Consider the following 26277-nt stretch of genomic DNA (forward strand, 5'->3'; position numbering starts at 1 on the left):
AAACACTTCTCATCCCTAAAGGGACGAAAAGTGCATTTCGCGGTACCACCCAGATTGAGTCTATAAAAAGACCCCTCCTCATTTAAGTACGGGAATAATAATATTCATAGAATATCTATTCCTTATACCCTCTTCCTTTTAACGGTGGAAGTCTCCGACCAAGCCTACTTTCCATAAGGTTTCAGTTTGGTAGCTCAGAGGTGAACCTTCAACGGTTGATACCATAGCAGCGCTTTCAGTCTATGACGCCGCCTCCCTGAAAAGATCGTTCCGTTTACTTTACCCCGTCATCACAAATAAAAATATAGGTTATATGGTTGGTATTCTACCAGCTTTTTCTATTAAGGTCAATATATAAAATTTAAAATAAGTGAATATTGGCTAAGACCCTTTTGCGCGTGCTTCCGTGAAAATAACCTTAAAATAGTATATAATGATTACAAATTACTGTTTTAAGGTAGGGATTGTCCATGAATCCGATTAATAAATCTATCGTACAAACTGAACTAGATCGTTTTCTAAATCGTGAAGTCTACCTCCACCTTGAGACAACCAATGGCGCTTATGCCGTTCATAGACAAGAGAGCAAAATGACCGTGGGGGCGTATATACGCAATGGTCTTATCCGCTTTGGGCGGGGGATTATCACAGGAGAAGGCCCATACCGCGTAGGTCTTAAAATGGAAATCGGCTGGGTCTACGCCGAAGGCTTAACGGATTACGAGATTGATCCGGAAGGTCAACTCTTACTAGCCGGCCATGATCAAGAGGGGCGCTTAGCAGTGGCTCTAGAACTCAGCCTGTCTCCTTTTGAATTGTAACTTATAGTGTGGAGGGAATATTTCTTGGAAGAACATGTTCTTGTAGTTTTCCCGCACCCAGACGACGAAACGTTTGGCTGTGGCGGAACCATAGCTCAATTCACAAAATCTGGAGTTCCTGTCACTTATATCTGTGGTACTTTAGGACAAATGGGACGCAACATGGGTAAGCCACTCTTTGCCAACCGCGAATCATTGCCAATTATACGGGAAGTGGAGTTGGAGGTAGCATGCCAGGCCCTTGGTATTCAACGCCTGATTCAACTTGGATTGCGAGATAAAACGATAGAGTTTGAAAACCCTGAATTATTGACGGACAGGCTTGAGCAGATCATTTTAGAAGTCAAGCCATCCTTGGTTCTTACCCACTATCCCGGTTATGCTGTTCACCCGGATCATAATGCTCTGGGCGACGTGACCATCCGAGCTGTATCCCGCCTTTCCCCTCAAGAACGTCCTACGGTGTATGCCCACGCTTTTGCTCGCGACTGTCAAGATCAGCTCGGAAAACCAGATATAATAAACGACATTAGAGATGTTGCTGAGATAAAGCTGGCTGCAATCCGAGCTCACAGATCCCAATCACAAGTAATTCTTCCCCGTCTCTCTAATGGACAGTTTAAGAATCCGTCTTCGAAGAACTCATACAACCATATGCTCACTCGCGAATCCTTCTGGATCTATCGTTTTTCGTAAATATTTTTAACATTTCATATATTGACAAGTAACAATGTATGTCCACCTTGACCTTAAGACACTTATTTGAAAATCCGGCGGTTTTGATGTGAACTCATCTAGACGAGTTCACATCAAAACCGCCGGATTTTTTAGTTTACTAGGTTTACTTAGCAGCATTAGATCTGGACTGATTTATTAAGGCACGTTCTGCTTTAACATCATTTTTTATATATACGAACCAATAAACTCCGGCGACAAAAAAGGATCCCCCTACAATGTTTCCCAGTGTAACCGGAACCAAGTTATTTATTACAAAGGTTCCCCAGTTTAAATTCTCTAGCGCTTGTGATCCCAAATGAGACTCAGTCACCCAACTCGGATTTGCTTTTGCTAGAATTCCAGCGGGAATATAATACATGTTCGCTATACTATGTTCAAAGCCGGATGTGATAAAAAGCCATATCGGGAAGAAGATCGCCAGTATTTTACCAACCATATCCTTCGCCCCATAGGCCATCCAGACTGCTAGACAGACTAACATATTACACATAACCCCCAAATAGAATGCCGACATAAACGGCAACCCTACTTTATAGGAGGCAATTTTGATGGTTACTCCTCCTAAAACATTAGCACCACTGTTATACAATCCAGAATGAACCATCATATAAGCAAGAAGTATTGCTCCAATGAAATTGCCGCAGTAAACGAAAAACCAATTCTTTAGCATATCCTTGAATTTTACTTTTCCATCTAATACTCCGCCTAAAATTAAGGTGTTTCCGGTAAACAATTCTCCGCCTGCCAATACAACCATCATAAGTCCTGTTCCAAATATTGCCCCTGCCAGAACTTTTCCCAAGCCATAGGTTTCCGGCTTGGCAAATAAATTAAAAGCCGCCATATTTGAGCCTTCGGCTGCAAAGGCAATGAAAGCACCCGCTAAAATTGCCAAAATAAATTGATTGGAATATTTCATACCCACCTTTTTGATGCCTGTTTGTATAGCAGTATAAGTTATTTCAGATGGTGGCAAATAACTTTTTGTCTCCACAGTTATCACTCCTACTTGATAGTTTTTGACTGCTTTTAAAGTTTATAATTACTGTTTCTTCTAAAGATAAGCTTCTGCTCACTCCTTTTTAGGTTTTATTCTTCACTACCTCAGAAACAAATTTGATTACCAGAAGTTATGAACCGTAGTTAACTTTACCGTGCTTCTACCAGTATGTCATCCATTTGAACATTAATAAAATGTTTTGTGGATAATTAATATATTTCGAAATTTTCGTTAATTGCAGAAAAAAGCAGCATGATCCGGCTCAAACCGTACTCATACTGCTAGTCTTAAATATTGAGAAATTATTTCAGAGGATATTTTAGATTGGAGTAAATAGCTTAACTGGTCGGCCAATTCCATATTTAAGCTTGGATATTAACAGACCACGGTCTTCTAAGAACTCGAGATAGCGACGTACTGTTACCCTAGTTAGCTTCACTCCTTCAGCAACCTCTTCTGAAGAAAGGGGTCGGCGGTTAGCTTGTAAAAATTCAATGATCTGCTCAAGAGTTGTTTCGTTTAATCCTTTTGGCAAATCCTCCTCTTTGATAGACCATGCTGTGTCAGCTTTAGATACTTCTTCTGGCTCACTAGTGTTAGACGTTAAGAGGGAAAGATCGGTTGTCTCAATGTCCTCAGACGAATCAATAACTGTATCTTCAATTTCGGCAAGTGGCATTTCCCCATTACTATCAGCTCTGCTATCAATCTCCTCGATGGAAGTTTGAAACTGTTCTACCATTTGGTTAAAGGCATCCTCCAACTCTTCAATTTCTTTGACTCTAGAAACTTTAACCTTCTCAGTAACGTGCCCAGTTGCTACATCTCTAGTTCCTAACATGATATTATGTAAAGGATTAATGATAACTTTCTGAATAAAAAACCAGGTAATAAGTGCTATTAAGATCGTTAAACCTAAACCCAAGACCGCCATTGTGATTAGAGATCGGGTGATTATTTCCTTCTCATAAGCATGGGAAATTCCCACATAAAAGATCCCAATAATATTGCCATTTTCCGCTCGTAAAGGAGCATATCCTGATTGGTGCCACTGTCCTACAACATTGGCTTCTCCTATGAAAGTTTGACCATCCTCCAATACCGTCCGGGCTACGTTAGCTGAGACCTTGGTTCCTATCACTCGTTCATCGTTTGACCCAAGAACTGTAGTTGCTACCCTTGTATCGCCCAAGAAAAAGGTCACTGTGTCTCCGGTTAGACGGGACAAATGATCAACTAATTCGTTATTTAGGTTGATCTTAGTGGCCCCTTTATATAGGTTTCCATCTTGCACTGACCAGTAACCAGGATAGGTCTTATCAATAATCTCTCCACATGTTGCCAAATCTGTCTGCGTTTTTATAATTGTGGCTGCCACAACGCGATCTTTCATATACCACCCCAGAACCGTGAGAAAGCAAACTGCCAGCAAAAACAATGAACCCAGCAGCAATATGAGCATTTGATGTTTGAGTGAACGCACTCAAATTCACCTCTTTCGTTTGCGCTTAGACTTATATAGATATTTAAGATTAATTCGCAAATAACTTTAAAATACCTTCTCAAATCACTAATTAAGGCTTGCTTTTTATCGAAAAGTATAGATTTTTTAGTTAAAGATAGTTTCGTGTGAAAAATGTGCATACGAAAACCTTTGGTGTCAAAAACCGTTACATGGAGTTAAAAATGATGTAGAGTAAACCAAATGTTAACGTCAGACTCGGCCGGGCTTATACCAAGAATCTTACACGCGTAAGATTCTTGGTACAAGCCCATAAGAAGCCTAGCTAATTATAATTGCAGTTAATTTTTATTGACTATTATCAATGACCTTCTCTATATACTGAAGAACTCTAAGAGTGTCTTTGGTTTGAGGAATAAAAGCAAAGAGCCTTGGGAGAAATTGTTTCCTCTTAGCAAGATCCAAAGCGGCAGGATAATTCAGATCCAACAACCAAGCAAGGCGGATCAGCTTAATATCTACAGGAGTCTTTACACTAGTGTAAGAGATTTGTTTTCCCCTTAAGATGCCTGGATAATATCCGAAGAATATCTTTCATCTTTGTGATTTCTTTCAATGGCAAAATGAGGAGTTCGGGCAGGATTCTCATAAAAACTGATTACCTGCTCAAGAATATCCAGTTTGTCGGCATCTCGAATTAACTTACAGAGTTTTAGAGTATTCCCAAGCACCTTTTTATGAACGACACGTTGATTGTGATTAAGTATGGCAGTAAATATAAGATCTTTTTCCTGCTCACTCCCTCGACCTAAAAAGACTTGTTCCCGCTCCAGAACTGATAATCCCAGTTTGGCATGATCTTCACTCTGATAATCTTTGAATGTATGATATCTTACATATTGTTCAAAACGCCCTACATCATGAAAAAGCCCTATTACTTCTGCGAGAAACATCTGATTCTCGTTTAACCGAAGGTCATGGCCAAGGGTTAGCATGTATTCTCTAACTCTTATGGAATGTTCCTTTTTATACCACAAATTAGCCTCTATTTCTGGATCTTCCGAAGGGAATCTCTTCGTGTATTCTTCAAACCATGTTCTAAAAAAACGAATATCCTCTTGGGTCATCGAATATCTCCTTTATGTTTTAGGCATTCTCTTATTATCCATTATAATTATAGTCCACCAAATAATATTACTCTTGAAACAATCTAAAACATAGTCAACACCAGCAATAGAGAGCCCTCCCGAAGCCGCTTTAACAGCATGGAAGGGCATGGCCAATTATAGGATTATGGGAGTTATTCCTGGACACTCGGTTCAAATTTGTCATTAAGAATTAAAGCACCATAGTGTTTTAATTGCTCACGAGATAGATTTGAAGTATTCGATAGAACTACGCCCACCCTTCCAGGATAATATCTTAGGATTTTGTCAACTATTTCAAGAGAATCACATTTGATAATCAGCGGCTTCTTAACGAGATAGCTTATAGTGCTAATAAATTCCCATACGTCAAAGGTTACATTCATATCCCCAAAATCTATGAACAAGCAATCCATCTTTGCCGCTTTATAATCTTGCAGCAAGCTATAAAAATCGCCTTTTTTTAACACGTCTCTCAGATCATTATTAATGAAAAGCTTTTCAATAGATAATTCCTTGTTAGAAAGTTCTAAGTAACTAAAAGCTGACGCAATCATCGTATTCGAACGCAATTCTAAGTTCGGAACTTTAATCTCATTGAGCTCTTTCCTCAAGGCACTGATAAATTCCGGGGTGGTTCCACAACACCCACCGATAAGTCTTACTCCATGCTCAACATATTCTTTTGTATAAGCACTAAATTGTTCTGGTTTTTGTTTATAGACCGCTTCTCCTGCAACTAATTCTGGCATACCAGCATTCGCTTTAACTGAAAGAGGAATGGAAACAACCCCATGCATTTTCTTGATAGGTTCAAGTAAACTGTCAGGTCCGCCGGAACAGTTAGCCCCAACTACTTCCACGTTTAAAGCTTCACAGACTATTCCACATACCTCAGCTGAATTACCGGATAGAGTTCTACTATTGTCATTAAAGGTTACCGAAGCAATAATTGGCAAACTTGTAGTTTCTTTAGCGGCCAAAATAGCTGCTCTTAATTCATTTAAATCTGTAAATGTTTCAAAATTAACAACATCCGCACCCGCATCCTCGATTGCCTTTAATTGCTCTTTAAAAATATCATAAGCTTTGTCAAAACTTAATTCCCCCGCAGGTTCCATAATCATTCCCGTTGGTCCAACTGAAGCAGCAACGTAAGTGTTATCTCCTGCTACCTCTTTAGCCAATTTGACCCCTTCAAAGTTTACTTGATAAGTCTTATCCCCTAAGCGGTGCTTATCAAGGGTAACTCTATTACCAGGAAACGTATTGGTTTGGATTACGTCAGATCCTGCTTGTTTATAGAGATTATACAGGTTTTTGATCTCATCAGGTTTTGATAGATTCCATGATTCAGACGCTTCATTGCCTTTTAACCCTCTCTTCTGAAGCATGACACCTTTAGACCCATCATATAGTAAAACCCTTTCTTGGATCGAAGTTAAAAAACTCTTCATAAATTAAACCTCCTACTAAAATACAATAATAAGCAATATTAATAAACTATACCTTATTTTTACGCAATTCTCTACTTTAAATCCCCAAAAACACTTATTAATTGTACTCGCTTCAAGTAAAAAACAAATTCGCCCTTAGTTATTAAATTGCGAATCACTTTATTAACAAAAAAGTACTCAGTCAAAGCTGAGCAACCAATTTATGGAGGTGTTCATTTATACGAATTGAAAGAGAATCACGCAATTAATCAATTTACACTTTCTCAATCCGGAGGATGTTCAAGTAAACTCACGAGTAAATCCACGGCAGCTTGAACATCACTTCGATCAACCATTTCAGCCGGACTGTGAACATATCTCGTCGGGATTGAAATTACACCGGAAGGAACTCCTCCTCTAGACAAATGAATAGCTCCGGAATCCGTCCCTCCGTACTCTAATACCTCCCACTGGAAGGGAATATTCCTTTCCGCTGCTACTCCAGCCATCCAGCGTTTTATTTGAGGAGGGGTAATCAACGAACGATCGAGGACTTTAATCCCCACACCACTTCCTAATTTCACCGACATGGTGTGGTCCTTAGGAGTATCTCCTGTAGCTGTCACATCAACAGCTATTGCCAGGTCAGGTTCAAGAGCATAGGCTGCCGTTTTGGCACCTCTGGTTCCGATTTCTTCTTGCGCAGTAAAAGCAAAAACTAATTCATTAGTAGACTTGGAACGTTTAAGGGCTTCAATAACCACAAAACAACCAACTCGGTCATCAAGAGCTTTGGCCATGATTCTTGATCCTACTTCCACGAAATCTCCTACAAACACTGCCGTTTCTCCTAGGTGGACAATCTGTTCGGCCTCATTCTGGGAAACTGCACCAATATCAATATAGAGTTTATCTAGTTTAAAGTCACTTGGTTTAGCTAATTTTTCTACTCCGATGGTTCCGATTCTCCCCGTATTAAACTTAACCCTTTGTCCAACTAGGTTAGCAGTACGCACTCCACCAAGAGGGGTAAAACGTAAGAATCCCTCTTTATCAATATGTGTAATCATCAAGCCGATTTCATCCATATGAGCAGCAACCATGATTTTTTTACCCGTTCCGTGACGTACAGCTAGGAGATTTCCTAAAGTGTCACTAATAACTTCGTCACAATAAGGACTTATCTGAGCAGATATGAATTCTGCGACTTGCTCTTCTGAACCGGAAGGGCCAAATATCTGGGTTAACTGTTCCAGGATTCTGAAATCCATATCCATTAAGATTTATCCTCCTTAGCAAAATTAATTGAGCTTCCTTCAAAGAAATTTGGTAATTCCTTTAGAAGAGCATTAACAAGGTCATAACAATCTCTATAATCCTTTTCTGAAATTACTGAGGCAAAAGAATGGATATAGCGACACGGCACATTCAAACAAATGGTGGGTATTCCAACATTGCTGATATGTATCGAACCGGCATCGTTTCCGCCACCACTTCCGCGCCGAAACTGTAAAGGAATACCGTTTTGTCGAGCTACACTCGTCACCCATTGGATGAGCTTGGCACTATAGAGTGTCGATCTATCCATTAATGAACAAGCGGGACCATTACCGAGCTCGGTGATCCAACCATCTTCGGCACCTTCGGACATATCGTCCGCCACACTTGCTTCCAGTATGATTGCAAAATCCGGAGCCAAGTGATGAGCGGCAACCTTAGCCCCTCGCAGGCCTACCTCCTCTTGAACAGTAAACCCTGCAATCAAGGGGAAATCATAATCGTTTTTGAGCAGCTCTGCTAATATGGCACATCCCACTCGGCCATCAAGGGCCTTACCCTTATAAAGCCCGTCTCCAAAGGGCTCAAATTCGGTTGTGAAATAGGCATAATCTCCAAGTTTTACTTTGCTTGAAGCATCTTCTTTGGATTTTGCTCCGATATCAATATAAAGTTGGTCACAGGACAAAGCATTTTGCCGTTCCGTATGTTTTTGGAGATGAATGGCCTTCGCCCCAATAACTCCCACGCAGGAGTTGTTGATTTGAACAGGTTTTGAGACCAGAATTCGGGCATCTATTCCGCCAACAGGGCGAAATTTAAGAAATCCTTCTCCGGTTATATCGATAATCATTAAGGCCACTTCGTCCATATGGGCAGCCAGCATTACTTTTGGGCCGGAAAGAGAGTCATTTTTCATCCCAATCAGATTTCCCATTTTGTCAGTACTAATAATGTCTACAAAGGGTTCTATTGTTTGCCGCAAGAAATTACGAACAAGATTTTCCGCCCCTGAAGTACCATTTAATTCGCTAAGACTCTTTAATAACATAACATTCCCTCCAAATCATCCGGTAAGGAGGCGATGGAATAGGCCAAGCATCCGTTCCTGAATGCCCCGGAATCGGTTCAATTTGAATAGGTACACGATGAAAATAAGCTGTGTCCACAAGATGTCGATAGATAGCCGGATGGATATTTGGCCCGAGCGCAACAGTCGGCCCTTTTCCCAGATCAATTGTAACTTGCCCTTTTAGATCAGGAGTACAAGCATGAGTAACATCTATAGTTACTGCCAGATCCGGATTAAGAGTATAAGCACTGGTGATTGCTCCCCTGGCCCCTACTTCTTCCTGGGTAGTTGCTACTGCAACTACATCATGAGAGTGCTTAAGCCTAGACAGTTCTTCCAGGCAAACCTTCATTGCTACTACTCCGGCTCTATCATCAAAGGATTTTCCAGCTATTAAGTTATTGAGAAGCGAATAGATTTGGCGTTTTATAGTGATTATATCTCCAACTTGGATAACCTCCTGGATTTTGGCCAGAGGCATCCCTACATCAATAATCATTTCTTCCATTTTGACAGCCTGACTTGATTCCATTTTATCGAATAGATGGGGCGACAACGAAGCTATAATACCAGGAATGGCTTGATTTCCATGAACCAGTACCTCTTGAGACAAGAGAGTGCGCTGGTCGGTTCCGCCAATGGAGGTGAATTGAAGAAAACCACGGGAATCAATCTTTTTCACAATCAGACCAATCTCATCCAGATGCGCAGCTAACATAATCTTTTTATTAGAATCTTTATTCCCTCTTTTCAGAGCATAAACATTGCCCAATTTATCATGCTGTACCTCATCACTAAATTCTTTAAATCCTTCCCTGACCAAAGAGGCAATTGAAAACTCATACCCGGAAACTCCCGAGGCTATTGATAAGAGACTAAGAAAATCTCTGACATCCTTCATTTGCGGATTCATTGAAACCTTCACCTTCTCTCTGCAAGCTGTTTCTAGGGTACGTAATGTTATATATTACTTTGGTTTTCTATTCAGAATAATCTCCAAAACTATTTCAAAACAATATACTCAGGCAGCAAATGCATTAATTTGACCCAAATACTCTTGGTAATTGTCCGTTGTAACATAGTTTTTATTTTGTTCCTTATTATTTCGAATTTTGGAACTTTAGTAAATGCAATCTATTTTGATGTGAAAAGTTATATAATTAACTGAATGAGTAAAATAATGCAATTGAAGCGAGGTATGCTAAATTGAGTATTTTTGAAATTATAATGTTAATATGCTTTGGTGCAGCTTGGCCCCTTTCTATTTACAAATCCTATACCTCTCGATCAACGGCAGGTAAAAGTGTATCTTTTTTAATTGTAATACTTATCGGCTATGTTGCAGGGATCATGCATAAGGTGTTTAATCAGTATGATGCAGTCGTATATTTATATCTGCTTAATTTTTTAATGGTCTTTACGGATCTCCTAATCTATTTTCGCAACAGTCGTTTCTCAACTTCAAACCATCCTAGTAAAAAGAAAGTATCTCACTCAGCTGTTTCTGCTAAGTAATAAATAATATTTTGGTATTTCTAGCTATCTCAGAAACAATTCAACTCTAACATCACTGGTCGCAAAATCGATTAATTAAAGGGCTGTCAAGTGACAGCCCTTTAATTAATTTATTCCTTAGTTAGCCCGTATCAAGTATGTTGATAAACCATATCTTAAGCTAAAGGCTAGACCCCTGAAGCTTAAATTATATGATATAATGTACGCGATATTCTAATTAAAAAAGAGGTTGTACTATGTTAAAGGTATTAATTGCCGATGATCAGAAACTCTTACGAGAGAGCTTTAAAACTATTATTGAAAACCACGGGGAAATGAATGTTGTTGCTTGTGCCGCTAATGGAAGAGAAGCCTATGAATTGTGCGGCAAGTGCAATCCCGATGTGGTGTTAATGGATATTTCTATGCCGGTCTGCAATGGAACCGAAGCAACTAAATTAATTAAATCTGATTATCCACATGTCAAGGTTCTGATCGTTACTGCTTCTGATGACGAGGAAGATGTGTCTGAAGCAATCAGTAATGGAGCAAATGGCTACATTCTAAAAAATGTTGGTACGGAAGAATTAATGCTGGCTATCAAAAGCACTTACCATGGTTTACAGATAATGCATAGAGATGTTTTTAGGCCAGCAACTTTTAATAAAAACCTTAAAGAACCAGTGCGAATACAAAACAATAAAGTAATTATTAACGATATCGAAATTCCTATATCTGACAGAGAAGTGGAAATTATCCGTATGATTGTGGAAGGGAAAGACAACAAAGAAATAGGTGCTTCCCTATTCATTGCGGAGGGAACCGTAAAAAATACGATAACCACCATTATCTCAAAGCTTCAACTTAAAGATAGAACCCAACTTGCCGTTTTTGCATTAAAAAATCATATAGTATAGTAGACTATTGTTTTTCAAAGGGTTGCGTGAGCAGGAGGTTGCTCATCTCGTTTTCGCCAACGGGCTTGCTGAAGTAATACCCCTGCATAATATCACAACCCAAATTTGCAAGTAACTCCACATGTTTTTCTTCCTCTACACCTTCAGCCACCGTTTTGAGATTTAAAGTTTTAGCTAGTTCAATAATATGTTTGACAATCTCGTAGTCGACTTTCTGAGTTAGACAGTTTTGAACAAATACTTTGTCAATCTTTATTTCGTCAATTGGATAATCTTTCAAATAGGCTAAGGTAGCTTGTCCCGTGCCAAAATCATCAATCGATAGTTTGAAGCCTTTTTCTTTTAGGGCATACATTTTCTTCTGAGCTTCATCGGGATTTGCAATTATGGCACTTTCCGTTATTTCTATTTTAATAGTTTCGGGAGCGAGATCATATAAACAAGCAAAGTTTGAAATCCTAGCTTCTAAACTTGGATCGTTAAACTGCAAGGCTGATACATTGACGGAAACACTTGTTGATATTTTTTTATTATGAGTTAGCTCGGCTAAATACCTCATGGAATCTTTAATTACCCAATTGCCTAAATTAATTATAGTTCCATTTTCTTCAGCACGGTGAATAAAAAAGTCAGGAAACATAAAGCCATAATCTCTGCTATTCCATCTTATTAGTGCTTCCATTCCAACTATTTTGTGATTATCAGCCCTTACTTGAGGCTGAAAATGCAGAACAAACTCACGATTATCAATGGCCTTAAATAAATTTGTAGCAATCTCAACATGATTCTTATAGTTTCTTTCAAGTTGCTCGTCATAAAATCGAATATAAAATTTTTCCTTGTTCTTTTCTTCGTTAGCTAGTCGAGCATTATTAACAAGTTCATTTCCTGTGGAACCATTTTGAGGGTATAGGGAAATCCCTATTTTGCAAGAAAGCAGTAACTCCCCGTTCAAATACTCAATTGGATTGGCAAATGCCTTGACAAGATCATCTGCAAATCTAGCCGCCTGCTCAGGCCCTGCACTATGAAGCAAAATTGTGAAATTGCCTTCTTTATTATAGGATATTATTTTCACATCTTCTCGACCATTTTGGAACTTTTCTACTAGCCCTTTAAGCATTTGTCGATCATTGATTTTCGAGAGGTAATTGTTTAAAAACATGGAATTGCTTAATTTTACTGCAACTATGGCAAATTGGCAGGTCTTGCTTTGATCTTGACGTATCATAATATTATCAATATAGTCAATGAAAAGCATGTCATTGGGCAATCCCGTGCTCTGGTCATAGAGCAGTCTTCTAAACCGATCAAGTTTTAGAACAGTCCTCACTCTGGCCTTTACTTCCAAAGCATCTAGGGGTTTACATAGAAATTCGTCTGCGCCCGATTGAAAACCTTTTAGTTTTGAAGCTCGATCTTCTAAAGCAGTAACCATAATAACAGGCATTAAGGATGTATAGGGATTATTTCTGATTCTCTTACAAACTTCAAATCCATCCATATCTGGCAATATGACATCAAGGAGCACTAAATCCGGCTTAATCTCAAAGGCCTTTTTCAGAGCTTCCTTGCCATTTGATGCAAATTCTATATAGTAATCCTCTCGTTCTAGCAATGCGTTTAATACTTTCTGTCCCGAGATACTATCATCAACAATTAAAATACTATTTTTTCTATCCATAATATCCTCCTCTCTAAAGATCTAATAGCAGTTATTAGTGCAGATATTCATCACACTTCTCTTTAAGAACTCCCATAGAGACTGGTTTGCTGATATAATCATCCATCCCGGCGTTAATACATTTTTCTCTGTCGCCTTCCATCGTATAGGCAGTCATAGCGAGAATGGTTGTGTTTTTATTAAAGACACTTTTTTTTCTAATTTGGATTGTAGCTTCATAGCCATCCATTATTGGCATTTGGCAGTCCATCAGAATTAGATCATATTTTTTTGTATTACAGATCTCAACAGCCTGTTGCCCGTTAGTTGCCAGTTCGACAGTGTAACCAAGCTTTTTCAGGATTGTCATCTCTAGTCTTTGATTGGCTAGCATGTCTTCAACTAACAAGATTGAAGGTTTTTCATCACCACGGGTCTCTTGAATAACTGAATTATTTATTTCAACCTCTTCTGATAAAGCAGAGGTTTTTAGTAATGCAATCTGAGAAATAAGTTCAATTAACTCCTTCTTGCGGACAGGTTTCAACAGGCATCCGGCAAATCCTATCGTCTTAGCTAATTTAGCATCTCCTTTCTGAGCTGCGGAAGTAATCAGAATCAGTTTAATGTCTCGATACCTCTCATCTCTTAACACCTTTTTTCCAAATTCATAGCCGCTCATCCCTGGCATCATATAGTCCACTAAAATAATTCGAGGTAAATTTTTTGAGGACAATTCTCTTAGAATTTCTATTCCTTCAAAGCCATCTTTTGCACTCTTTACAAGACATCCCACTTCACCCAAGTATTCTCGAAAGATCATTCTGTTAGTATCATTATCATCAATGATCATGATGGAAAGATCCTTCAACTCAACTAATCTAGGCTTTTCTTCATGGTTTTCGAGCTTAGCTTTTTCTAACTCTAGGGCGATTATAAAGGTACTCCCCTTACCTAGCGCACTGACTACATCAATTCTGCCTCCGATTAGTTCGATTATCTTTTTCGATATGGCCAGGCCCAGCCCTGTTCCTTCATATTTTCTTGTTGTAGAAGCATCTGCTTGAGTAAAAACTTGGAATAGGTTTTTCTTAGTCTTTTCGGACATACCAATGCCTGTATCGCGAATTTCAATCTGCAATCGGATTATCTCGGCATTTTCTCTAATCTGCTTTACCGTCACTGTCACCTCACCCTGGTCGGTGAATTTGACAGCGTTCCCTATGATATTATTTAGGACTTGCCTTAATCTACTGGGATCCCCTTGAACACTGCTCGGTACTCCGGCGGCGATAAATAAAGCTAAATCGATACCCTTGCCATTTGCTTTAGGAGAAAATAGGGACACGCTCTCTTCCACAAGACTGTGAAGATTAAAAGGAATACTATCAATCAACAATTTGTTGGCATCAATCTTTGAATAATCCAAAATGTCATTAATCAACAAAAGAAGGGAATCAGTTGAAGCTTTAACTTCAGCTAAGTAACTTGCTTGTTCTTTTTCTAGCGGCATTGTTGAGAGCAGTTCTATGTAACCAATAATTCCATTCATTGGTGTTCTAATTTCATGAGACATGTTGGCAAGAAATTGACTTTTGGCGATATTTGCTGCTTCAGCAGCTTCCTTGGCCTGCATCAATTCTAATTCTGTTTTTCTTTCTTGTTCTAGACTTATCATGAATTCATTAAACCAACGACATAATTCTCCAATCTCGTCGTTAGATATTGACTGGATTCGAGTTTCCAGGTTTATCCTTCCCTTTTTTAACTCTTTAAAAGAATTAGTAATTTTTCTAATCGGCTCAACAAATGATTTAGAAATGGCAAAAGCAAATAAGAACATGAATATGAATGAAACCCCTAGGAACCATATATTGTATCTGAGAATATCCTTAACTTTCTCAGAAATACTCTTCTCCGATATTAACGCCAAAAGCGTCCAGCCATTTTTAGTCTTGTCATAAATGACTTGTTTGTTATCTCCTTTAATCTCCGTATTGAATCTGCCGGAATTCTTATAAATATTTGATAGAAAATCGCCATCTAGTTTGTTTCCAATTAATGACTTTTCCGGATGATAGACGATTCGTTTTTCTCTGTCAATAATCATATATTCCGTGTCTTTATATGTACTAGTAAAATGATTATAAAAAACGTCAATATCATAATTTATTAAAAGCAAGCCAATCGGCTTTTCAGCAAAAGTGTTGGGGTCAATCTTTTTTAGAACCTTTCCAATCAGAATTACTTTTTTATTATTTGATTTTAAGTTCAGATTGTCTTCAATTCCTTGCCATAGGATCGAACTTTCTGAGTATAATGCCTTATTAAGTATTTCATTCTTAGAATCTGTATTAATATCTTGAACATCTAAGGTATCTCCGACATGATAATGCTCTCCACTCAATGAGTATATGTCAATTGAAACAAGCCCTTTAAGATTTGTAAAACTGCTTAGTAGATATCCAATTCTGGCTTGGGTAGCCAGTCTTTCGAAATCAGTGATTCCTTCACCATTCTTCGCCAATACATCTTTGATATCTTCAATGCTGGAAAGATTGGCAACCAATCCCTCCACTTCTTCCATAATAACCTCAAGATAACGTTTCTTCTCTTCCAATAAGTTTATTGATGTCTTGTCGATCTCCTCTTTAAGGATGGATTTTGACTTACTATAGGACATTAACCCTAAAAAGGCTAAAGGTACTATGCAAGCTAGCAATAGATATATTAAGAGTTTTTCGGTTATGTTCAATCTTAGAGATTTAGGAAACATATAATTAATCCTTTCAAGATGACATTTATAACTATTGAAATTACCTGTAGCAAGGTAGGTCTGGTTAAGGCTCAATCAATTGTTGCTTTTGTTACTAACTTAACATCAATAAAGGTTTCTGAGGGTTGTTTCTTGCCCTTTATCATTTCATAAGCATAATGCACGCCTCTATACCCCTGAATATCTGCGTGTTGATTAATTGTAACTTGCATACTTCCTTTACTAATTGCTTTTTCTGCTTCTCTTAAATCATCAAATCCTGCAACTAGCACTTTGCTGCGATTTGATTTATCTAAGTATTGTATTGCTCCTAAGGCCATCATATCATTGGCACAAAAGATTCCACCTATGTCTGGATATTTAGCAAAGATTGATGAAGTAATAAAGAATGCATCATCAATTTTCCAATTTGCGCTTTCCATGGCCACGATTTGAATGTTAGGATTCTCTGCAAAGGCTTTCAAGGCCCCTTTCTTACGTTGTTCAGAATTATCAGCGCCGCGAATTCCTTCCAGTATTGCAACTTTGGTTGGTTTATTAATTTGGTCAGCGATATATTTAGCGGACTTATAAGCACCGTCTTCGTTGTTTACGCTGATAAAGGGAATGTCTGTTAAATTCATTTTTCTTAAAAAGTTAGGATCTAACCTGTTATCAATATTTACAATCGAAATATTTGCTTTCTGAGCTTTTTGCAAAACCGGAATCAAATCTGTGGAACTTCCGGGCGCAATTACTATGGCATCCACTTTCGAATTTATAAGTTCTTCAACGATACCAATCTGTTGTTCGATTGAAGTCTCTTTTGCTCCGGTTTTAACAATCAAATTAACACCTAACTCGTTTTGAGCTAGACGCGCTCCTTTTTCCATCTCAATAAAGAAAGGATTTGTTAGGGTTTTCATGACTATGGCAATATCTGGTATATCTTTATCGTCATCTATATTGACGATTTGCTGCGAATCATTGTCAGGATTATCCGGGTTTTCATTTTGAATCTTTTGGCCACATCCTGTAAGTATAAGACTAAAAAGAATTAATACACAAACTAAAATTCTCTTCATATAAACACTCCTTGGATTTATAAATTGATAATTAACGGTAATATAATTAATCTTTCCTAGTTATAATATCGAATTTGCAACTTATAAGTCAGTGTCCATTGGCATTAATTACAATGCTTTAAGCACGTTCTCATTACTTTTTCAAAATGAATAACATTTTACGATACTGATGAAACCAAAAAAGAGAAGGAATTTAAGCCTTCTCCTTCTCCTTCTCTATTAAACAAGTCTTTACACAGAGTTCTTTTTTTTCACATTTGCGACAATTGCTCTCGCTGATTAGAGATCTTTATCAGCTAGTTTTATACCTCTCCTACAAACGCGAATCGTCCCCCTGTCTCGCTTTTTACTTATTTTCCGGAAACCGTCCTAAAAGGCCAACGAACTATCCCGCCCAAATCAAAAACATTAGTGTAGCCCTGTTTCAATAATATCTTAACAGCAGCTCTACTCCGATTGCCACTTCTGCAATAGGCAAAAATTGTAGTTTGTTTGTCTGGTAATTTTGAACTAGCTTCTTGTCTTAAAACAGATAAAGGAATTGAAATGCTCTTAGGTATGTGACTATCGATATATTCTTCTTGGCTTCGAACATCAAGTAAAATGATGCCTTTTTCCTTATCTAATCTTCTTTTTGCTTCTTGAGGATCGATCCTTAGTTGGCTGATCTTTCCTCGGCTTTTTATATAAACTGCCAATATTAATAGCCCTACTGATAAACTTCCTATTATAATTGCTTGATCCATAATCATATCCTTTCTAACCTGAAATGAACTGCTCAGCGGCTAAGACATGACACAGTTAAATTCATTTATACCCTCTAACAGTATAAAGGAATTCTAATGCTCCCTAATTCTTTTGTCAAATGAACCAATAAAGAGCGACCTCCAAAATGTTTCAATTGGAGGTCGCTTCAAAGTGTTATCCGACATCAGTTAATTTGTGAATGAGTTCCAAGACTACTCTGTCTTTGGAGCATTTGAGTTTTTACGGCAGCCGCCTTTTTTGGGCCCAATGCCATGGAATTCGCCTTTGTCGATATCTTGCTCAATCTTTGCTTGGCGTTCTTGCATGGATTTCTTGATTTTCTCGGCTTTTGCCTGATCTAATATTCCCGCCTCTACTTCCTTATCAATGATCTGAGCCTTAATGTTGGTCATTTGCTGATTAAGAGCTTTAATCTCTTTCAATTTCTCTTGATCAACAGCCCCGAAGGCAGGAACGGCACTTACAACTAAGAAAACCAAAGCCAAAACGCTTGCAGCCAATTTTCTCATTTGCCAGACCTCCCCATTCATTTTTTTTGCCGGAAACAATCTTATAATGCCCAATAACACTATTTTTATAGTTGGAAAACATAGAATTTCATTATACAACTTTCATTTAATTACCTATTTATTATTGATAAATCAACCTGGTATGCTAAGATTGTATAATCTAGCATTACCAAGTACGATGAACTATTTGTAATGAGTATTATAGAAGGATACTTCAAATGTTTAATTAAACACGCTTCCCTTTTAGGGAGAAAGCCTGAATGCCTTCGGGCTTTCTTCTCTTAGCGATAGAAAGAGAGTGAATTATAATGTCTATTCTTAAAAAATTTATTACTTATTACAGGCCTTATAAGAACTTATTTTATGCAGATATGTTCTGTGCCCTTCTTGTTTCGATTATTGACTTGGCCTTTCCCCAAATTCTTAATTATCTCGCCAAGAACCTATTCACCCAAGACAAAGGCGTCATTTTAAATGCTATTGGTTTTGTCGGAATATCCCTCTTGCTAATGTACGTCATTAAGTATTTCTGCCAATATTTTATTATTTCCTGGGGACACATCATGGGCGCCAGAATGGAAACCGACATGAGAAAAGATCTGTTTAGTCAATTTCAGCGCTTATCTTTCTCCTATTATGACAAAAACAATACTGGAGAAATGATGTCCAAATTAGTCGTAGACTTGTTTGATATCTCTGAGCTGGCTCATCATGGGCCAGAGAACGTTTTTATCTCCGCTCTAAAAATCGTTGGCTCTTTTAGCATCCTGCTTCTAATTAATGTTAGGATGACTTTGATTCTCTTGCTAGTCACTATAATTATGGTGTTTTTCAGCGTTTATAAAAACTATAAGATGGCACCTAGCTTTTCAGATAGCCGGATCAAAATTGCTGCGGTTAATTCCAGCCTTCAAGATAGCCTAGCTGGAGTTAGGGTGGTTAAGTCTTTTGCTAATGAAAACCTAGAAAGGCTAAAATTCCAAAAACACAATCATGAGTTTTTAGAATCCAAAAATAGAATCTACAAACTTATGGGCTCTTTTCACGCCTGGAATTCATTTTTTGAAGGATTACTCTACGTTGTAATCATTGTGTCCGGCGGAATATTTATTGCCGATGGTTCATTAAAGGTTTCCGATTTAGCTATATATGTTCTATACATCAACCTTTTCATCACCCCCATTGATGTCTTGATAAACTATACAGAGTCATTTCAAAAAGGATACGCGGGGTTTAAGCGTTTTATCGAAGTGATGGAAACCCTACCTGATATTGCGGACAAGGATACCGCTGAACCTCTAACAGATGTTAAAGGAGATATTATTTATAAAAATGTTTCCTTCCGCTACAACGATGATTCCAATGTTTTAGATAATGTTAGTTTAGCAATAAAGCCAGGTAAAACCATTGCCCTAGTCGGTCCATCCGGAGGAGGAAAAACCACTTTATGTTCTCTTCTGCCAAGATTTTATGATGTGACTGCAGGATCAATTACTATCGATGGAAAGGATATCCGAGATGTCACCTTAGACTCCTTACGAAACGCTATCGGCATAGTACAACAGGATGTCTATATGTTTGACGGCTCAATCAGAGACAATATTGCCTATGGCAAAGCTGGCGCTACCGAAATGGAAATTATTGAAGCTGCTCAAAACGCTAATATTCATGAATTTATCTTGTCTTTAGAGCAAGGGTATGATAGTTATGTGGGGGAACGAGGGGTTAGGCTCTCCGGCGGGCAAAAACAACGGCTCTCAATTGCCAGAGTCTTTCTGAAAAATCCCCCGATATTAATCTTAGATGAAGCTACATCGGCATTAGACAACGAAAGTGAACGATACATTCAAAACTCCCTAGAGAAACTATCAAAAAATCGAACGACTATCGTTATTGCTCACAGACTTAGTACGATAAAGAATTCAGACGAAATAGTGGTCGTTACCGATGAAGGTATTCAGGAAAGAGGAGATCACAAACAGTTAATCGAAAAGGCAGGTATCTACGCACGTTACTACAATATGCAATTTGAAGGATTAGAATAATTCAGCTTCTACTCCAAGTTTGAATTATGTCGTCCTCACATCCTAAAGTTTTCCCAAAAATGAAAAAAGAGCATCGAGATTGCCCTTTTCACAAAATTCATCTTCAGCTTCAGTTAACGGAATCTCAGGTAACTCTTCTTTTCGATATTACATTATTAATCATCCGCTCCATTTATTGCAACATCCTTACTACCACTTGTTTATTAATCATTCTTAAGGATATCTATTGTTACTCGATTGCGGCCTTGATTTTTAGAACAGTAAAGTGCCCGATCCGCAGTCATTATTAAATCATTCGAGTTGTCCAAATGCCCTTGGAATCTTGTCACAACCCCCAGACTTATCGTAACATGATCTGCACAAGGGGAACTGATATGTTCAATGTTCGCTCTCTCGATACTGGCTCTCAATTCTTCTGCTATAACAGCTGCTCCAATATCATCTGTGTTCGGCAAAACAACGCCAAACTCTTCCCCTCCATACCGAGCGGGAAAATCACCGGGTCGTCTTAAGGTCTTTACCAACAAAGATGCTACAGTTATTAAACAATCGTCTCCTTTTAAATGACCATAGGTATCATTAAAGGCTTTAAAGTAATCGATGTCCAGCATAATTAGAGAAAGAGGATTCTTCTCCCGCATAGCACGTTTTCTCTCTTGTAGTAATCTCTGGTCAAAATTCCTTCGATTAGCAATCCCAGTTAGGCCATCGAAGAAAGAAAGATTTTGCAACCTCTCGTTAGCCGCTTGTAGCTGACGAGTAACCTCAAGCAGTTCCAATTCTCGAGCTTTTCGCCGAGCTGTCTCATGTTTCAATTTTAACGCTGAACGCACTCGGGCTAACAATTCAACACTATCAAGAGGCTTCTTAATATAATCCATAGCTCCTGAAGAAAATGCCAGATGTAGATCATTTCTGTCTGTCCTCGACGTTACCATGATTACTGGTACGTCAACAAGCCATTCTCGCTTTTTGACACTCTGGCAAGCCTCAATTCCATTAATTTCTGGCATCACAATATCCATTAGAATTAGATCTACTTCCACAATTCCCCATTCTGAATGGCCGTCGATCAACCGATAAAGCTCCCTTGCTGACTTTACAGTAATAATATCCATATATCCCGCAGCCTTAAGCCATGCTTTTGTCACTTCTAAGCTAAACATAGTATCGTCTACAATAACTATGGCCATTTTACCAATCCCCCTACCGCGTTTATTTCTCCCTTAAAAACATAAATTCCTGCATTTTTTCAAGTAATTATGCATTTTTATCAGAAAAAGGATCTTCAATTGTTCTTGGTTTTAAAATAGGAATGACAATTATTATTGCAAAATGAATATCACTCTTATCTGAATTAATTGCTAATTAATCAAATAAACAAATTACAAACTAATAACAAAAAAACCTCACTTAGAATTCAATCTGAGCTGAGGTTTTTCTTACTAGTTTACTTACTGTTACAAATTTAACATTTCGGATCTTAGACATACAACCTAATAATTTTTCTATTCAACCATTTTTTCCAACAGCCAAACACCATTTACTTCCTGCAGGCCAACGGTAATAGTCTTATTTTTTGCCTGCTGGAGAATCATCCGTTGTGAAAATTAATATAGATCTACTACTCTTCTTGAGCAAGCTTTAATTCTTGTTTATTGTTTTCATACTCATTTGCGTAGTTTTGTCCCCATTTACACATTGTATTTAAAATCGGCAAAAGGCTTTTACCCGCTTTTGTCAAAGAATATTCTACTTTTGGAGGTATCTGAGTATAAATTAACCTCTTAACCAATCCACTGTCTTCTAGTTCCCTAAGTTGTTGCGTTAACATTTTGGGTGTGACATTAGGTATTACTTTTCTCATTTCACTGTATCTTAATGTTTTCTCCCCTAAGTGCCAAAGTATTAAAGCCTTCCACTTACCGCCAATGAGCGCTAAAGTCAGTTCCATAGAACACTGATACTCAGTATTTTTAAACTTTATCATAATTAATAACACCTCTTAGAGCTTTATTTCGGGAGCACACATTTGTCTTTCTTTTAGTATCCAATTGGGTACTATATAACAAAAAGGTACGTACTTGTTAATATGTATTATATAGTTTATTATAATATCAAACAATTACTTATGTCAAAGAGTTAGGAGTGTTCTCAATGAAAGTTATAGCATTTAACGGAAGTCCCAGGGGTAAGGGAAATACCTCACAAAGTATACAAATAGTCTTAGATGAGTTGGAAAAAGAAGGTATTGAAACCGAGATGATCCAATTGGGAGGCCGTAAGGTATTTGGTTGCCTAGCCTGCGGGAAATGTAAGGAAACTAAAGATAATCGCTGTGCTCGCAAGGATGACGATATGAACACATTTATCCAGAAAATCGAAGAAGCCGATGGTATTATTATTGGTTCCCCTACTTACTTCAGCAATGTGAGCACCGAGGTAAAGGCTCTTATTGATCGCTGTGGTTATGTCTCAAAATCCAACGGTGGAGCTTTATTAAAAGGAAAAGTAGGGGCATCCGTCGTCTCAGCTCGTCGAGCTGGAGCAACCTTCACCTACTCTGCCATTAATTTCTTCTTTGGCATTGCTGAGATGATCATTTGCAGTTCAAACTATTGGAATCTGACTCTATCACGGGATCCAGGCGATGTCCAAAATGATAGTGAAGGCATCCAAACTTTTCAAACCTTAGGACAAAACATGGCCAAACTCTTAAAACAGGTTCGCTAATAATGTTTGTTTTAAGCAGACTAATAATCGAGTGAATCTTAAGCTTCAGATGGAGTTTGCCTAAGAGGAATACTAACTCCAGCTGAAGCTTAGAAGAACTTATCCAGGGACGTAGCAGCCGTTATCTCATCCTCACCGCTAAAGTTGTTCTATGTAGTTTGCGGTTCGGCGAAAGCAACCTGCGCCGTTATGCTTTTCTTTGCTGCAGGCGGCTTGGGCGAAACCCTCACCCGGGTTTCCTCACTGGCTGTTTTCGTACTTATAGAAGATGGGAGTCTTACGTCTGGTAGTCATCGTAAATGTCTTCAACTTCTAACTATCTCTAATATAGGAGTTCTAGAATCCGAACAAAAAGTTGCCAGAGCGTTCACGCTCTGGCACTTCTTTCTTTAGTCATATCAAACATTAAACATCTTTTTCTTTAAGTAGTCCAATCTTCTTAATCACTTCAATCAGTTTGTTGGTATCAATTGGCTTGGCCGCATACGCTTCACATCCAATATCAAAGGCTTGATTTACATAGTCCGTTTCTGCAAGAGCAGTTGTCATTATAACCTTCACTCTCTCCTCAGACTTTAACTCGAGTTTATTCTCGAATTCTCTTATTGCCTTTAACACTTTGACTCCATCGACTTTTGGCATCATAATATCCAGACATATTAGGTCATAGGGTTCTTTGTCCTTATTGGCTATCAAATAGGCATCAAGCGCTTCAAGCCCATCAACGACTAGATCAACTTCGCCATATTGGGCTAGAAATTTAGATAAAAATCTCCGACTAGCTAAAATTTGCTGCTATAATTTTCTTTTCATTTTATATTATAAACTGCCCATAATGCCCCTTATTAGAAGAGCGATTTAACCGATAAATCTTGAAGATTGGGATCGCTAGTTAGCTTTTTGATATGATTTTTAAGGAATAAAAACTCCCCTCCTATGCTTAATGCATTAGAGGGGAGTTTAACCGTTATAAAGTGTATTCAAATTTACTTATCTATTGATAACTTAACACTTACATTTTTTGCTTTAGAATCTAATGGATCGGGAATAACAATCAAACTAAATTCTTTAGCCTCTTGTGATACCTCATATCCCAATTCCCCATTTATTGTTTCCGCGGATCTTATTGTTCCATCAATATGGTTTTTTGCACCCAGAAAAGCTCCTAGACTTGATTCTTGGCTCTGACCATTCGAGTCTTTAAGCTTAAATCCTATTACGCTTCTAACTTCAACATCGCTAAGACTCTTGTTTTCAATGGTTAGATTTACAAAGAGATAGACATTTCCCTGACGTGGCGATCTAATCTCTGTTTTGCCCGTTGATGTCCGAACACTGTCGATTCGATATTGAAGATTTCCTATCTTAAAGGTCTCACCTAGCTTATATTCATCTTGAAAGACCGGTATTGAACCCTGGGATGTTAGAAACTGCGGCGAATTAGTATGCGCTTGGGTAGTTAGAGCACCAGCACCTAATAAGAAAAGCAACGTTGGTACCAGGAGGACGAGTAAACAATATTGAGCCTGAGAACAATACCTACGCTGCTTGCCTGCCTTACCAACTGTTACAATTTTCCCCATGTTCTTCGTCCTCCTTCAAATAGTAATTGTCAACAGGAAATTGATGAGAATTACTTTTAAGTGAATGTTAGCACAACTCTTCTCCATTGTCTATAGCCACAAAATATAGCTTCATTAATATTATTTATTTCAAGAAATAACTTATGAACTCATTTTAACCACTGAATTAAAGGAACCTTAAAATTATCACCACTAATGTTCATTGAATCACTTAATTATTACCATATATCCGTTTTATGATAAGGAATCTCAATAGTTCCTCTCTCAATTTTAAACAATAAAGGGGTCTTCACTTGTTTGTGAAAACCCCTTGCTAGTGCCATGCTTTGTATAATAGTTTAACACCCTCCGATATCTCTAGTTTACTTAACGCACCGAAACCTAATAAGTAGATATTTTCATACTTACTTAATACTTCGCCTATAAAATAGTCTGAAACAGGATATACCTTGACCCCATTTTCAATAGCAGCATTTCTTACTTCCTTTTCACATTTCTCAGTGATTAACTTAATAAGCAAGTGATTTCCTGCGCTTTCGCCCACAACTTTAATCTGGTTCCCAAAAATTGATAACTCTCTTATTAAATGGGCCCTTTTGTCCTTATAGAGTTTTCGCATTTTGTTAAGATGTTTCTCGTAGTTGCCCTCTGAAATAAACTTTTCAACAATTTTCTGTTCAAGGATTGATACTTCCGAGCCAAATTCACTAAATATTTGATTGTAAATTTTGAGCAATCTTAAGGGTAAGACCATGTAGTTCATTCTGATAGATGGGGCAATCGAGGTAGAAAATGTTCCGACGTATATCACCTTTCCATTTTGGTCGATACTTTGTAAAGAAGGCAAAGGTTTTCTAATATATCTAAATTCACTATCATAGTCATCTTCGATAATAAATCGGCCATCAGCTTCATTGGCAAAATTTAACAGATCAATTCTCCGGCCGATTGGCATACTTACTCCAAGAGGGAATTGATGTGAGGGAGTTAGATAAACTGCAACATTAGAAAGATCTCTTAGTGGCTCTATTTTAATACCCTTATTATCGATAGGTATGGGCAAAATTTTATGGCCCATATGTTCGAATGTTTTATAAGCCTTTCGATAAACGGGATTCTCCAGGGCAATAGAGGTATTATTGCCTAGTATTAGGCTTATAGTGCGCAAAGAACTTTCAGTTCCCGCTCCAATGACAATCTGTCTTTCATCACAGTTTACCCCTCTGGAACTATGCAAAAATGTAACTAGTTCTTGCCGCAAGCCTAGATTTCCCTGGGCTATGGTTCTTTTTAGTATGCTATTATCAAATTCATTAAAGCAACTTTTAAAATGATTTCTCCATGTTTTATAGGGAAATGCTTTGTGGTCAATGTCACTGGGAGAAAAATCAATTTTTAATTTCCTTATACGTTCGTTTAATGGGGCACTATCGTGCTGAACTATGTTTATATTATGGTATACGTCAATGTCACATACATAATAACCTTTTTTAGGGATTGACAAAATATATCCTTCGTCAATTAATTGGCTATAGGCAGTATCAATCGTATTGATACTGACACAAAGATGCTCTGATAGTTTCCTTTTTGAAGGGATCTTGTCGTTTGGCTTAAAGTTCTTACATTGAATTTCAGTTTTTAGCCAATCATAAATTTGCTTGTATAAAGGTAATTTGGTAGTGCATAAAGGCAAGGTAATCAAGTGATCCCTCCAAACTGTTACTATACATATATTAAAAACTGACACTTCTATGGGTAACAGTTTTATTTTAT

Annotated in this window: 23 protein-coding genes and 1 other annotated feature; of the genes, 6 read left to right on the forward strand and 17 right to left on the reverse strand. The window is 37.9% G+C overall.

Translation table 11 applies throughout. The annotated features are described in order from the left end of the window. Positions 1–16 precede the first annotated feature (16 nt). Positions 17–300, reverse strand: a binding site (T-box leader). A 170-nt stretch (positions 301–470) separates the two neighbouring features. Both DESMER_RS17175 and bshB2 read left to right on the forward strand, forming a co-directional pair. Then, positions 471–821 (forward strand): YojF family protein, encoded by a 351-nt coding sequence (locus DESMER_RS17175; protein WP_014904330.1) that lies wholly within the window; start codon positions 471–473, stop codon positions 819–821. 24 nt (positions 822–845) lie between these two features. After that, on the forward strand, positions 846–1517 hold the full coding sequence (bshB2, locus tag DESMER_RS17180; protein WP_014904331.1) for a bacillithiol biosynthesis deacetylase BshB2: 672 nt from the start codon (positions 846–848) through the stop codon (positions 1515–1517). A gap of 145 nt (positions 1518–1662) precedes the next feature. Here bshB2 and DESMER_RS17185 read toward each other — a convergent pair whose 3' ends face one another. The 7 genes from DESMER_RS17185 to DESMER_RS17215 form a co-directional block, all read right to left on the reverse strand. Beyond that, positions 1663–2553, reverse strand: a complete 891-nt coding sequence (locus DESMER_RS17185) for a formate/nitrite transporter family protein (protein ID WP_014904332.1) — start codon at positions 2551–2553, stop codon at positions 1663–1665. A 325-nt stretch (positions 2554–2878) separates the two neighbouring features. After that, entirely contained in the window at positions 2879–4042 is a 1164-nt protein-coding gene (locus tag DESMER_RS17190) for a cache domain-containing protein (RefSeq protein ID WP_014904333.1), read from the reverse strand. A 539-nt stretch (positions 4043–4581) separates the two neighbouring features. Then, on the reverse strand, positions 4582–5148 hold the full coding sequence (locus DESMER_RS17195; protein WP_242831004.1) for an HD domain-containing protein: 567 nt from the start codon (positions 5146–5148) through the stop codon (positions 4582–4584). A gap of 173 nt (positions 5149–5321) precedes the next feature. Then, positions 5322–6623 carry a homocysteine S-methyltransferase family protein gene (locus tag DESMER_RS17200; protein WP_014904334.1) on the reverse strand — a complete coding sequence of 434 codons (1302 nt, stop codon included), beginning with the start codon at positions 6621–6623 and terminating at the stop codon, positions 5322–5324. 263 nt (positions 6624–6886) lie between these two features. Then, the gene (locus tag DESMER_RS17205) at positions 6887–7879 is read right to left on the reverse strand and encodes a M42 family metallopeptidase (protein WP_014904335.1); all 993 of its coding nucleotides are present in this window, start codon (positions 7877–7879) and stop codon (positions 6887–6889) included. Continuing rightward, entirely contained in the window at positions 7879–8931 is a 1053-nt protein-coding gene (locus tag DESMER_RS17210) for a M42 family metallopeptidase (protein WP_014904336.1), read from the reverse strand. The genes DESMER_RS17205 and DESMER_RS17210 overlap by 1 nt, the downstream gene beginning before the upstream one ends. After that, positions 8912–9865 carry a zinc-binding metallopeptidase family protein gene (locus DESMER_RS17215; RefSeq protein ID WP_014904337.1) on the reverse strand — a complete coding sequence of 318 codons (954 nt, stop codon included), beginning with the start codon at positions 9863–9865 and terminating at the stop codon, positions 8912–8914. The genes DESMER_RS17210 and DESMER_RS17215 overlap by 20 nt, the downstream gene beginning before the upstream one ends. Before the next feature lie 293 nt (positions 9866–10158). On the opposite strand from DESMER_RS17215, the gene DESMER_RS24565 reads away from it, so the two are divergent. Beyond that, entirely contained in the window at positions 10159–10467 is a 309-nt protein-coding gene (locus tag DESMER_RS24565; protein ID WP_014904338.1) for a hypothetical protein, read from the forward strand. Positions 10468–10703: 236 nt separating this feature from the next. After that, complete coding sequence (locus DESMER_RS17225) at positions 10704–11363, forward strand: response regulator transcription factor (protein WP_014904339.1); 660 nt, start codon at positions 10704–10706, stop codon at positions 11361–11363. A 4-nt stretch (positions 11364–11367) separates the two neighbouring features. Here DESMER_RS17225 and DESMER_RS17230 read toward each other — a convergent pair whose 3' ends face one another. The 5 genes from DESMER_RS17230 to DESMER_RS17250 form a co-directional block, all read right to left on the reverse strand. Beyond that, the gene (locus DESMER_RS17230; protein ID WP_014904340.1) at positions 11368–13047 is read right to left on the reverse strand and encodes a two-component system response regulator; all 1680 of its coding nucleotides are present in this window, start codon (positions 13045–13047) and stop codon (positions 11368–11370) included. A gap of 34 nt (positions 13048–13081) precedes the next feature. Further along, positions 13082–15802, reverse strand: coding sequence for a hybrid sensor histidine kinase/response regulator (locus DESMER_RS17235; protein WP_014904341.1), 2721 nt, complete (start codon positions 15800–15802; stop codon positions 13082–13084). A 71-nt stretch (positions 15803–15873) separates the two neighbouring features. Continuing rightward, positions 15874–16866 (reverse strand): sugar ABC transporter substrate-binding protein, encoded by a 993-nt coding sequence (locus DESMER_RS17240; RefSeq protein ID WP_014904342.1) that lies wholly within the window; start codon positions 16864–16866, stop codon positions 15874–15876. A 350-nt stretch (positions 16867–17216) separates the two neighbouring features. Further along, positions 17217–17612 carry a rhodanese-like domain-containing protein gene (locus DESMER_RS17245; RefSeq protein ID WP_014904343.1) on the reverse strand — a complete coding sequence of 132 codons (396 nt, stop codon included), beginning with the start codon at positions 17610–17612 and terminating at the stop codon, positions 17217–17219. Between the two features lie 213 nt (positions 17613–17825). Beyond that, the gene (locus DESMER_RS17250) at positions 17826–18143 is read right to left on the reverse strand and encodes a DUF2680 domain-containing protein (protein WP_014904344.1); all 318 of its coding nucleotides are present in this window, start codon (positions 18141–18143) and stop codon (positions 17826–17828) included. A 308-nt stretch (positions 18144–18451) separates the two neighbouring features. Between DESMER_RS17250 and DESMER_RS17255 the strand changes: the two genes are divergently transcribed. Next, entirely contained in the window at positions 18452–20188 is a 1737-nt protein-coding gene (locus tag DESMER_RS17255) for an ABC transporter ATP-binding protein (RefSeq protein WP_014904345.1), read from the forward strand. A gap of 203 nt (positions 20189–20391) precedes the next feature. Here DESMER_RS17255 and DESMER_RS17260 read toward each other — a convergent pair whose 3' ends face one another. Both DESMER_RS17260 and DESMER_RS17265 read right to left on the reverse strand, forming a co-directional pair. Beyond that, on the reverse strand, positions 20392–21381 hold the full coding sequence (locus DESMER_RS17260; protein ID WP_014904346.1) for a diguanylate cyclase domain-containing protein: 990 nt from the start codon (positions 21379–21381) through the stop codon (positions 20392–20394). A gap of 431 nt (positions 21382–21812) precedes the next feature. Further along, the gene (locus DESMER_RS17265) at positions 21813–22178 is read right to left on the reverse strand and encodes a winged helix-turn-helix transcriptional regulator (protein WP_014904347.1); all 366 of its coding nucleotides are present in this window, start codon (positions 22176–22178) and stop codon (positions 21813–21815) included. Between the two features lie 167 nt (positions 22179–22345). On the opposite strand from DESMER_RS17265, the gene DESMER_RS17270 reads away from it, so the two are divergent. Further along, entirely contained in the window at positions 22346–22921 is a 576-nt protein-coding gene (locus DESMER_RS17270; protein WP_014904348.1) for a flavodoxin family protein, read from the forward strand. 405 nt (positions 22922–23326) lie between these two features. Here DESMER_RS17270 and DESMER_RS17275 read toward each other — a convergent pair whose 3' ends face one another. From DESMER_RS17275 to pdxR, 3 genes are all read right to left on the reverse strand, one after another. Continuing rightward, positions 23327–23710: a response regulator gene (locus DESMER_RS17275; protein WP_085931666.1), complete on the reverse strand. Its 384-nt coding sequence runs from the start codon at positions 23708–23710 to the stop codon at positions 23327–23329. A gap of 197 nt (positions 23711–23907) precedes the next feature. Then, entirely contained in the window at positions 23908–24504 is a 597-nt protein-coding gene (locus DESMER_RS17280) for a DUF4352 domain-containing protein (RefSeq protein ID WP_014904349.1), read from the reverse strand. Between the two features lie 313 nt (positions 24505–24817). Then, positions 24818–26206, reverse strand: coding sequence for a MocR-like pyridoxine biosynthesis transcription factor PdxR (gene pdxR / locus DESMER_RS17285; protein WP_014904350.1), 1389 nt, complete (start codon positions 26204–26206; stop codon positions 24818–24820). Positions 26207–26277 lie beyond the last annotated feature (71 nt).

This window comes from Desulfosporosinus meridiei DSM 13257, assembly GCF_000231385.2.
GTDB lineage: Bacteria > Bacillota > Desulfitobacteriia > Desulfitobacteriales > Desulfitobacteriaceae > Desulfosporosinus > Desulfosporosinus meridiei.

Coding starts and splice junctions, on each gene's coding strand:
- DESMER_RS17195 (WP_242831004.1), bottom strand. CDS start 5,148: ATGACCCAAGAGGATATTCGTTTTTTTAGAACATGGTTTGAAGAATAC.
- DESMER_RS17255 (WP_014904345.1), top strand. CDS start 18,452: ATGTCTATTCTTAAAAAATTTATTACTTATTACAGGCCTTATAAGAAC.
- DESMER_RS17260 (WP_014904346.1), bottom strand. CDS start 21,381: ATGGCCATAGTTATTGTAGACGATACTATGTTTAGCTTAGAAGTGACA.
- DESMER_RS17250 (WP_014904344.1), bottom strand. CDS start 18,143: ATGAGAAAATTGGCTGCAAGCGTTTTGGCTTTGGTTTTCTTAGTTGTA.
- DESMER_RS17210 (WP_014904336.1), bottom strand. CDS start 8,931: ATGTTATTAAAGAGTCTTAGCGAATTAAATGGTACTTCAGGGGCGGAA.
- DESMER_RS17225 (WP_014904339.1), top strand. CDS start 10,704: ATGTTAAAGGTATTAATTGCCGATGATCAGAAACTCTTACGAGAGAGC.
- DESMER_RS17205 (WP_014904335.1), bottom strand. CDS start 7,879: ATGGATATGGATTTCAGAATCCTGGAACAGTTAACCCAGATATTTGGC.
- DESMER_RS17265 (WP_014904347.1), bottom strand. CDS start 22,178: ATGATAAAGTTTAAAAATACTGAGTATCAGTGTTCTATGGAACTGACT.
- DESMER_RS17230 (WP_014904340.1), bottom strand. CDS start 13,047: ATGGATAGAAAAAATAGTATTTTAATTGTTGATGATAGTATCTCGGGA.
- DESMER_RS17270 (WP_014904348.1), top strand. CDS start 22,346: ATGAAAGTTATAGCATTTAACGGAAGTCCCAGGGGTAAGGGAAATACC.
- DESMER_RS17200 (WP_014904334.1), bottom strand. CDS start 6,623: ATGAAGAGTTTTTTAACTTCGATCCAAGAAAGGGTTTTACTATATGAT.
- DESMER_RS17245 (WP_014904343.1), bottom strand. CDS start 17,612: ATGGATCAAGCAATTATAATAGGAAGTTTATCAGTAGGGCTATTAATA.
- DESMER_RS17215 (WP_014904337.1), bottom strand. CDS start 9,865: ATGAATCCGCAAATGAAGGATGTCAGAGATTTTCTTAGTCTCTTATCA.
- DESMER_RS17235 (WP_014904341.1), bottom strand. CDS start 15,802: ATGTTTCCTAAATCTCTAAGATTGAACATAACCGAAAAACTCTTAATA.
- DESMER_RS17240 (WP_014904342.1), bottom strand. CDS start 16,866: ATGAAGAGAATTTTAGTTTGTGTATTAATTCTTTTTAGTCTTATACTT.
- DESMER_RS17175 (WP_014904330.1), top strand. CDS start 471: ATGAATCCGATTAATAAATCTATCGTACAAACTGAACTAGATCGTTTT.
- DESMER_RS17280 (WP_014904349.1), bottom strand. CDS start 24,504: ATGGGGAAAATTGTAACAGTTGGTAAGGCAGGCAAGCAGCGTAGGTAT.